General features: G+C 49.8%; 7 protein-coding genes and 3 tRNA genes. 6 read left to right on the forward strand and 4 right to left on the reverse strand.

Annotated features, from left to right (window positions below):
- Positions 1–32 precede the first annotated feature (32 nt).
- Positions 33–2,681, reverse strand: a complete 2,649-nt coding sequence (locus GT409_RS07315) for a hypothetical protein (protein ID WP_160628435.1) — start codon at positions 2,679–2,681, stop codon at positions 33–35.
- 129 nt (positions 2,682–2,810) lie between these two features.
- On the reverse strand, positions 2,811–4,649 hold the full coding sequence (locus GT409_RS07320) for a type II secretion system protein GspD (RefSeq protein WP_160628437.1): 1,839 nt from the start codon (positions 4,647–4,649) through the stop codon (positions 2,811–2,813).
- A gap of 378 nt (positions 4,650–5,027) precedes the next feature.
- On the opposite strand from GT409_RS07320, the gene GT409_RS07325 reads away from it, so the two are divergent.
- Positions 5,028–5,119, forward strand: a tRNA-Ser gene (locus tag GT409_RS07325).
- Positions 5,120–5,358: 239 nt separating this feature from the next.
- On the opposite strand, the gene GT409_RS07330 is transcribed toward GT409_RS07325, so the two are convergent.
- Together GT409_RS07330 and GT409_RS07335 are read right to left on the reverse strand one after the other, a co-directional pair.
- Positions 5,359–5,435 (reverse strand) — tRNA-Asp (locus GT409_RS07330).
- Positions 5,436–5,624: 189 nt separating this feature from the next.
- Positions 5,625–5,969, reverse strand: a complete 345-nt coding sequence (locus GT409_RS07335; protein ID WP_160628439.1) for a hypothetical protein — start codon at positions 5,967–5,969, stop codon at positions 5,625–5,627.
- Between the two features lie 285 nt (positions 5,970–6,254).
- On the opposite strand from GT409_RS07335, the gene GT409_RS07340 reads away from it, so the two are divergent.
- From GT409_RS07340 to GT409_RS07360, 5 genes are all read left to right on the forward strand, one after another.
- The gene (locus tag GT409_RS07340; protein ID WP_160628441.1) at positions 6,255–6,518 is read left to right on the forward strand and encodes a hypothetical protein; all 264 of its coding nucleotides are present in this window, start codon (positions 6,255–6,257) and stop codon (positions 6,516–6,518) included.
- A gap of 57 nt (positions 6,519–6,575) precedes the next feature.
- Positions 6,576–6,650: transfer RNA gene (locus tag GT409_RS07345), tRNA-Thr, on the forward strand.
- A gap of 325 nt (positions 6,651–6,975) precedes the next feature.
- Positions 6,976–7,278 carry a hypothetical protein gene (locus GT409_RS07350; RefSeq protein WP_160628443.1) on the forward strand — a complete coding sequence of 101 codons (303 nt, stop codon included), beginning with the start codon at positions 6,976–6,978 and terminating at the stop codon, positions 7,276–7,278.
- Between the two features lie 359 nt (positions 7,279–7,637).
- Positions 7,638–8,426: a DUF6538 domain-containing protein gene (locus GT409_RS07355; protein ID WP_160628444.1), complete on the forward strand. Its 789-nt coding sequence runs from the start codon at positions 7,638–7,640 to the stop codon at positions 8,424–8,426.
- Positions 8,427–8,761: 335 nt separating this feature from the next.
- The gene (locus tag GT409_RS07360) at positions 8,762–9,958 is read left to right on the forward strand and encodes a hypothetical protein (RefSeq protein WP_160628445.1); all 1,197 of its coding nucleotides are present in this window, start codon (positions 8,762–8,764) and stop codon (positions 9,956–9,958) included.
- The last annotated feature ends 12 nt before the right edge of the window (positions 9,959–9,970 follow it).

The raw sequence follows: 9,970 nt of genomic DNA on the forward strand, positions 1-9,970 counted from the left end.
TGTTTTCCTGTCTTCGGAAAACCAGTTGTCGGTTATGGCATCGGGCCGACCTCCAGCTTATAAAAACCTTCGGTGTCTGCGGTTCGCCCTTGATCCGTGTCGGTCCAGCTGTTAGTCGGTGCGCTGACGGTGGCCAGCAACCGGAATTCATTCGTGAGCGATTCTGTCCACCAGATGCCGTAGTTATGACCGGAAACGGCGTGCCAGTTCAGGGTATAGAATCCGTTGGTATCAATTTCCGTGCCGGAAACGTGGAAGTAGGACTCGGTGCTGTATAGGTCTGTGCCGGCAATCAGCTCATCGCCATTGATCATTCCGTCTCCGTCTGTGTCTGCTTCCAGGTCGACCACAAGAACTTCGATGCTCGCATAAGTGGTGTCTACATCGCCGTCAGCGGTGAAGGTGACCGCATAGGTGCCTGCGGGCGGGGAGGTCCAGTTCAGCGTGCTGGAAACGGTGTTGAAGCCTGTTTGTGTTGCGAAGCTGGCTCCGTCCGGCAGTGCTGTTGCTGAGAGGGTGATGACATCGGTTCTGACGGTATTGACGGCTGTCACAACCAGGCTCAGATCGTTACCCAGTGGAACCACCTGATTTTCCAATCCGTGGAATTCAGGCGTCGGCCCGTGGATGCCGGGGGTAAACTCGTTGGTGTATGCATTGGCAAGAATTGTCCATTCCGAGGCGGTCCAGACGGGATTCGGCGTCAGAACCGGGTTGTTACGTTCAGCTCGGTCGTTTTCGTAGTTCCATGCCGTCCCTTCTCCATCCGTATCGAGTTCGCCATAGATATCGATCAGCAGTCCGGTGGAGTGGTCACCGCTGTAGAAGAGGACGTAAGCGTCACGTCCGTTGCCGTCAATGTCTGTGTCTTCCTGATCGGGCTCAAACCCGTAGGCGGCCAGAAAATTTGTGGTGCTGCAGGCTACAATGTAGGTTCCGGTTGGTCCGACGGAACCGGTGAGCGCAATATCGTTCCATCCATCACCGTTATCCTGTCGGCTCAGGAACCAGTGGTCTGCTGCCAGATCAATGGCGTTGGTTCCTGCGTTGTAGAGTTCGACAAAGCGGTAGTTGTTGCCGCCGGTTCCTGCGGGATCGGCGATTTCCGAGAGGATCAGCATCGGTTTGTCGAGTACGGTGATCGTGATGGTTTCGTTGTTGTATCCATCCTTGTCGGATGCTGTGAACGTAACCTCATATTCTCCGGCGGGGGCGGCATTGATCCAGGTAAAGGTTCCGTTGGTGAAGACTGCACCAGACGGAAGGTCTGTTGCGCTGAGTGTGGTTAAATCGTTGTCGATTGGGTCGGAGGCGGTGACGGTGAAGCTGAGGGATTGATCTTTAAAAACTTTCCGGTTCCCGACCGGATCGAGAAGTGGGGGCTGGAAGAAGGCTGTTCCGGGGGTCATGTTACTGGTGCCGGCACCGGTGATGTCCCATTGTGATGCAGTCCAGGTCGGGCTTGGGCTGCCGTCGATGGTGTTGCGGACCGCCTGGGAATCGGTATATTCCCAGGCGGTTCCGGTTCCGTTGGTGTTGATTTCACCGTAGATGTCGATGAGGGTTCCTGTGGTGTGGTCTCCGCCTGAGTAGAGAACGTAAGCATCATTTCCGGTGCCGTTGATGTTGTTGTCGGTCTGATCCGGTGCAAAGCCGTAAGCGGATTCGAACAGGACAGCATTGTAGGAGACGATATAGGTATCGGAAGGGTTGACGATCCCGGTGAGAGCCACGTCATACCAGGTGCTTCCATTTGCCTGTAAGCACAGATGCCAGTTTTCGTCGGCAAGATCAATGGACGCTTTGCCGATGTTCTGCAGTTCAACAAAGCGGTAGTTGCCTCCGCTGGTGCCTGCGGGATCGGCGACTTCTGTAATGATCAGAATAGACGGGTGGACGACTGTAATGAGCACCGTCTCCGAGATGTTTGTGGTGCCGTCATCCGCATAAAAAGTGGTGCTGTAGGTCCCGACCGGTGCGGGACTGGACCATAGAAAAGTGCTGGTAACGGTTGCAGCATTGGTGACCGTATTGAAGACGGCCCCGGGAGGAAGATTGCTCGCGGAGAGAATAATATCGTCACCATTGATATCTGCGGCGCTGACTGTGAAGCTGAGTTCGTTGCTGGCAACAACCTGCTGATTTCCACTGGTGGTCAGAGAAGGAGCAATGTTTCCGTCGGGTGTATACAGTTCAACGGCAATGCTGTCCAGCGACCATCCGTTTCCAGCAAGCCCGTCTGTGCCGTCAATACGCAGGACTCCATCGGCAGGGATGTAAATGTCAAACCCATGATCTCCAGTCGAGGTAATGGTTCCTTTGCTGACATCGTCTATGTAGAGGGTCACTTGGTCTGAGCTGGCCCAGCTGGACACTCTGACGTTGGTCAGAGAGACTGCGGTGTCGAATGTAATGTCAATCCATTCGCCAACATCGAATCCGGCAGGGTCATCGAAAAAAAGAGAGGTGTTTAGGCCGAATGTGCTGGTGGTGCGGTTCATTGTCCCGTCTGTGACGGAGAATGTGGCAACCAGACCGTTGTTTGTATACGAGACTGGGCCGGTTTGATCATCCAATGCGCTGTAGAGAGAGGCATCATTAATGAAGTCGAAAAAGAATTCAGCGTGAGCGGTGCAGCAGAAGACGGCGATGAGTATGCTGGTGGCTGTCAGTTTTTTCATTTTTCCAATCCTTGGAACATTTTGTTCTGTTTTTTCAAAATTTGAAAATTCCGACTTTTCTGCCGGATCTATTTTCAATCCTTGGAAGCCGGTGCCTTACGGCTTTGTCTGCCTTTTGACTAGCATAGATTATTCCAGATTCTTTCTGTAACCGGATGAATTTACCTGATTGGCGGTGACAAAAATAAGAAGATTTCGTTTCACGCTGCGTTCCCCTTCGGAGCGGAAAAGGCGTCCGAGCAGTGGGATTTTTCCCAGGATTGGAACGCTGTCTTTGAAGGACTCCATTTGTTCCTTGATCAAGCCGCCCATAGCGATGGTGCTGCCGTCTTCGATGGTGACAGACGTTTCGACTTTGCGGGTTTTAAAAATCGGCTGGTATGCGATCAGCCGGTCCGCGTTTTCGGTTCTGCTTTCTTCGCGGGTGGTTAGGAAGGACAGCAGTTCAGAACCCTCGGATGAGGCGTCCATATCCAGTGATTCATCTCCGTATTCCGGCCAGATAGTTCCAACGTGCTGCTCATCAAAGCCGGTCAGTTCGCGAATCTCCGGTGCGAGTTCGAGATCGATGGTTCCGTTTTCCACATCGACTTCGGGAGTTACTTCGAGCAGGACGCCGGTTTGGTATTGCTCGTAGTCGAGCGGGAGCAGGCTGGGTTGGGCGTAGCGCTCGATGATGACGTCGTAGGCGGTGGGGAAGGAGCGGATTTCGCCGATATGAATGGTGGCGGTTTCGCCGCTTTTTGTGAGAATTTTCGGCGCAGAGAGCAGGTCGGAGCCCTGCTGGCGTTCCAGGGCGCGAATGAGCAGGTCGAACGGGATGTCGCCTTTTATTTTCTGAACGAGCAGTTCTCCTGCGGATGCCGTGAGGCTGTCGGCCAGAGCGGAGCCGGTGTTGGCGTTGAAGGCTTCTCCGCCGGTGCGCAGTGTGTCGGTGAACAGTTTCTGTCCGCCGGGAATGGTGATGGTATCCTCGTTGAGGTAGCTGCCGTTTTCGCCGACGGTCCATTCAAAACCGAGTTCATCAAGAGTGCCTTGGGCGATCTCGATAAACTTGGTTTCAATTTCCACCTGCCGGGCGCGTTCTTCGAGAGCTTTCTGGTTGTAGCGTTTCAGCAAGGCTTCGATTTCAGGCATATACTTGGATGCGTTGTGCACCAGCAGAATGTTGAACTCGGGATTGAACTGGGCGCTGGAGCCTTGCGGGAAGGGAGCGGAGCTGAAAAAACTGCGCACGTCAAGGAGTCCGGAGGGGGCTGCGTCGCCGCCGGTCATGAGGACCATTTTTGCACCGACAGTCGGCATCACATCAAATTCAGCGGAGACCATCTGCTGGGGCGGTTCATAGTTGACGGGGGTCAGTATGACCATGTTGGAACCGATTTCATATTTCATACCGGACATCTGGGTGATGACGTCCAGTGTTTCCTGAACAGACAGATCGGTGCTGGAGAACGTGACAGGCGGCAAGAGTGTTTTTGAGGTGCCAAACACAACCAGATTCACGCCTTTTCCTTCGTCATCCAGTTCGCGGCAGAGCGCTGCGAGTTCGAGGACCACCTGTTGAATATCTGCATTCTGGAATGCGATCGATGGAATCTGGATGGATTCGAGCTTTCTGCGCAGTTCCTGCTGACGAAGATCTTCAGCGGTTGGTTTGCCCGACGAAGTCGGGCAGCCGATGATTTTCCCTTTCGCCTTCGGGGTGTTCCACGCTTCCTGAACGGTCTCGAGCATGCGGGTTCGGGTTGTTATGTAGCTTTGCTTTTCGCGTGCGGTTTGTTGTCCCGCAATTCGGCGCAGCCAGCGGATGGCGGTCGAATTCTGAGGGTCGTCATACAATACAGCCTCAAAGTAGGTTTTGGCTTCTTCCAGATTTCCGCCGCTGAATGCGTCCTTTCCGTGTTTGATCGCTCTTTCTATATCGAGAGGAGGGAGGTCCAGGGGTGTTTTTTCGGCGGATGACATAGATACGTTGGGTTGGTCGAACGCCGGTGTGCTTTGTAGAGGAGGCTGGCTCGTGTTTTCTGCAGGTGTTTGAGTCGGTACGGTTCCCGGTTTGGATAGTGTGGCCATCTCAAAAGATTCGAGGTCATCAAAAATTCCGGAGATGTTGTCTTCTGCATTAAGGGGCAAGCAAAGGAAAGGCGCCGATAATACGAAAAATGTACAGGCTTTCATGATGCCGTTTCTCCGGTTCGTAGCATGGGATGTATGAATGTTTTTAAGATAGTAATATAGTATTTGCGTATCTTCAATGAGTTATTTAATCTTGGCTTTAAATTAATAGAATCATCCGGTTGATTTTTATAATTAGGCCTGCTACTTTTTCGCGCTCAACTTTGCGGAGAGGTGGCGGAGTGGTTGAACGCGCACGCTTGGAAAGCGTGTTTACCCTGAAAGGGGTAACGAGGGTTCGAATCCCTCTCTCTCCGCCATTTCTTCTTTCTTTTCATGCTCAATGATTTTAAGCATGCCCTTTTGTTTCTGAAAAACCGGGCGGCCTTGTCACGGCAGTTTTTGAGCGCATGCTTCCTGTTCTGTTCCCGAATGGGGTTGAGGGGTTGTCTTGCGGCGTTGAGACCTCTGAGGCCTCTGATGCTCTGCGGGGGTGAAGAGTTTTCTCAGATCGGGAAGGCACAAAAAAAACGCGCAGTCTGCGCGGTTCTGAAAAAGGTGGCGAGGATGACGAGACTCGAACTCGCAACCCCCAGCGTGACAGGCTGGTGCTCTAACCAATTGAGCTACACCCCCACCGAAAGAGCGAACAGAATAGTCAGACCGTTTTTTATTTCAAGCGGAAATTGCATAAAAAATACCATGAATTTATTTTTCTTCGAAAATGCGGGCTTTTTAGAAGATATCAGGGGAGATTGACCCGTTTGATAAAAATAAAAAAGCCCCGGAATATCCGGGGCTTTGCCGATGATGCGGGATAAAAAACTACAGATCGTTGTAGTAAACCACCTCATCGTTGATGGCAAAAATCTTGGCTTTTGTGAACACATTGTGTTTTTTGCGGGCCTTGTCGCATTTGATTGCGGCATTTTCAGCGGCTTCGCGAAGGGTGCCGCGATCATGATCGTAAGCACACGCCCAGCGTCCGCCTGGGTCTACAGCAACAACCAGCACTTTTTGGCCTGGTAATTCTTTGTATTTGAGGAAATAAGGGTTGAATTCTTCCGGCGGTCTCAGCCGGACTTCAAATTTTTCACCGTCAGATGTAGCACATCCAAAGATGGTTGAAAGAATGACGGCCAGTACGGCGAATTTAACAAACAGCTTCATGAAAACCTCCGGTTGGATTAATTGTCAGCATAAAAGCTGAAAACTCTGAAAGAGTCAATGTCAAAGCCGTTGGCTGGGATATTGAGAATGCAATAAATACAGCAAATCAGGCCTTGATTCTTATTGGTGAGAAAGCAACTTCTGATCAGAGAAGATGCTTGAGATGAAAATGATCGGCTTTCAGCGGAGATTCTGGATAAAGCATTAAAAGCTGTTTTTTAAGGAATAGTTTTTGCTAATGAAACGGGTAAGTTTTATTAATAAAGTATATTTAAGGATCAAAATATGGCGGTAATGGGTGACAGAGTTCCGATGTTTAAGTTGCGACCGTATCACAGCCTGCTGATTGCGGCTTTGTTTTTTGCAATCGTTGGTGGGCTGCTTTCTGCGTATTTTATGGTGGAAGATGCTTATGAGTCGGAAGCCCGTCGCGGTCTGTTTTCTCTGATTGTAACTGGAATTCTTGTGCTGATTTTAGTCATCGCAGCTTTTTCCAGATACCGATTCAGTCACCTCAAGCATCACCGTCCGGGATATAAACGCGGTTAGGCATTTTCCACGTTGACATTCTTTCTGAATTTCGCATAATCCCGCCTCTTTTTTCGAGCCAGTGTAGCTCAGTGGCAGAGCAATTGATTTGTAATCAATTGGTCGGGGGTTCGACTCCCTCCACTGGCTCCAATCTTTACCCCTGTTTCGGTTAACGCTGACAGGGGTTTTGTTGTTTTTGGTGTGTTTTGCGCCTGTTGCTTTACTTCCTGACCTTTGGCTTTATTTCAGGATGTTTGACCAAAGTTTGACCAAAGTTTTGTGAAGTTACTGGTGATCTGTCTGTCCTCTGCCGCCGTGGGAGGGGTAAGGGGGTAGGGGGTAGGGGGAGGAGGGGTCAAAACTACTTATATAATATATAAATAGTCTCGGAAAAATATTTTCAAAATTTTGGCTTAACGGTCAGGGACTCTGCTTTTCCCTTTTCGGTCCTATCCGAGTCTTATAGGATGTAGCCATGAAGGCAATTCTACGGGATGTGGCTATTGTTGCTCTGGTGGTCGTCGCAGCAGGAGGATTCTCACTCTACGAAACCGCAGAGGTAAAGATCCTGTTTGACGAATACAACGAGCCCCAACGCGATGAACTGTTTATGGTTCACAAAACATATTGGGGGCTTAAAACTGCCACCTACAAAATGCGGCTTTCTACCGGTGGTGAATGGCAATATCAAAACGAGGACAGCAGTTGGTCAGGGTTCATCTACAGCCATTTTCACCAACTTATTGGTTTTGATTTGGACAAGTATCCACGTCCCTAGACGGATATGTGTTTGATAGCGGCAGTGTGGCTACTCTGGCTGATGAAGTATGGCTGGCTCAACGGGTCATAGAATCTCTTGCAGGAGCTTATTTATAACTAAAGACCACAACGGCGGGAAAAACAAGCATTTTTCCAAAGTTTGACCAAAGTTTTGCTATTTTTATTTCTAAAAACCTTAATAAATTGGCATTTTTTAATTTCGGCAACTTGCTTTGTAATCAATTGGTCGGGTGTTCGACTCCCTCCACTGGCTCCAATCTTATCTTGTAACATGTTGTTGATTAGCTTGTTACAAAATATGTGAACCTTCAAGAATCGTATTTTCTGTCCAGATCTTCCCGGAAGAAAAGCAGCAAAATGAAGGTTCAAGTCCGCTACGTTCAACAACGTGGTCAGTCGTATTTTTTTCGTATGGCTATTCCTCAGCCGCTTCAAGCGCACTACGAAAATCGTTCTGAGATCTCTCATGCACTTCGATCAACGAGTCTGATGGAGGCTCATACACTGGCTCTGGCCCTTGCTACAGTCTACCGGAAGCAGTTCCGTGATTTGAAGGCCGGCAAGCTGGTGTGTGGGATACAGGCAGGTGAAGGATATTTGGATTCCCTGCAATTGAGAGCTGCCAATGAGCTACCCTTGGTTGAGCAGGTTGCTTCGTCTGAGCAAAATGCTGAAAAGCAGATGACCTTGATGGAGGTGTATCAGGAGGTTCGTGGTCTTGGGAAACGTAGTGCGGTTGTTGAGGATGAGCGATTGGCTGCGGTGAAACTGCTGGTTGACTGGTTTGGAGATCGGCCTATCGCTGAGTTTATGATCTGGGTGCGTGAAACAGTATTGGCATTGCTGCAGACAGGGGTACCTTTGGAGCCCATGACAACGCAGCAGTTGCTTGAAATGCTGGAGGATCACGACCTTGTCGAATTGATCCCCGGTTTGAAGGAGGGCGAAGGTATTGACGACAGTCGGCACCTCAAAAAAGCCTTGCGGACGACTGGGCGTAGGTTTGGCGACTTGTTCAAGAACAAAGATCAGATCAGCATTGAAGATATGGTGATCCGCAAGGACACCGAACGTGTTAAGCGTGATGACGGCAAAGGTTATCGAAACCATTCGGTTTACACTTTTGCCAAGGCTGAAGCTGCCTAACTGCCCTTTCTAGGGTTTTTGCCCCTCTGGGATTCGTCCTGGAGGGGCTTTTTTTGTGTAAACAATGTTGGGTTCTCAAAATCAATAGTTTTTGCTTATTCTGTAAAGGTTTGTGGGGGAATTCCCTACAACAGAATTTCTTTACATTGAATTTGAACTACGTACGATCAGTACGTATTTTGATGTTTGGATAAAATTGATTGAAAGTTGCTGTCCAAATGCATCGGACTCTTGGGGCTCATCAGTTTTTCTAAAAAAGTCGGGAAGGTTTCGGCCTCAGCTCCGACTAATCAGGGGCAAATGTATTTTTGAGTAACAGAAGACTGAGAGTTGAGATGAAAAAATGGATATGGATTTTTCTGGGAGTGGTTCTGCTTTCAGTCGCAGCGGTTGAGCTGACTGAGCAACTGCTTGTTGCCCCCAAGACAGTGTCTTCGTGGAGTGAGCTGACAGACTGTTATTATGCAGCCCGAACTGGAATTCCTCCGATCCCTTCACCCGTTGCTTACACAGATATTCTGGAAATGATGTCCAGCAATGAGTGGGACTTTTTGAGCCATGATATGTGGTCGTTTTATCACAGCGGAGGCACCCTGTATGTGGCTGAGGAGTCCGAGCTGGCTCAGTCTTTGCAGCTTCCCATTCAGGTCATGGTGTACGAAGACCTGATGCGGGGAGAAGTGGTAATTTTGGGCTCTACCAACGGTGTTGATTACGAGGGGCTGGCTCTGTTTGATGCACCGGAATGGATGGACTATCAGGCAAACGACCCGCTTGAAAAATACCTGATGGATGAGCTGGGGCCACGACGTATAGTCTGGTCTGCAACTCTGAAGTCCGAAGCGGAGGGCTGGAACGATCTGTTGAGTACGCAGGAGGCGATGGTTGCAGAGCCCATGTCTGTGATGACGTTGTCGGTACCGGAGACAATTACGGATTTCCGAATCGTGCAGGATTCCACCAATCTGTCCGTGAATCTTCCTGCTGAATTTGCCGGGGCTACAATCTCGCTTTACCGAAGCACCAATCTGGTCGAAGGGGGTTGGAGTATGGTTTTGCAAACCAACGCAAGTGGTAGCGGAATGATGGAGCTTGGCTCTGCGAACATTCCCAATTTAATCTATGAAACAAAGGTTTCAACAAATTGGGTGAACTGCGAAAACCACACGATGCCGGGCGAAACCTGCACCAATCAAACCTTGGTTGTCTCTACGAACTTGTCCCAAATTGGTGGAGGGGTGGTGTACTACCGCACCTCGGCCATAAGCACGAATGATGCTGATAGTGACGGACTCGATAATGTGACCGAATACGATATCGGCACGGATTTTCAAGATCCAGACAGCGATAACGACACATTGTCTGATGGAGCCGAAATTGAAATGTATGGCTTGAATCCGTTGAGTGCCGATACAGATGAGGACGGAAGTGAGGATAATGTGGAACTCCTACTGGGAAGAGACCCTTTAGCGTCCGGAGCGGTATCTGGGGACACGGGACTGACTGTATTTGCTCCGCTACAGAACAATTAGCCCCAAGAGAGA

This window comes from Tichowtungia aerotolerans (genome assembly GCF_009905215.1).
Lineage (GTDB): Bacteria > Verrucomicrobiota > Kiritimatiellia > Kiritimatiellales > Tichowtungiaceae > Tichowtungia > Tichowtungia aerotolerans.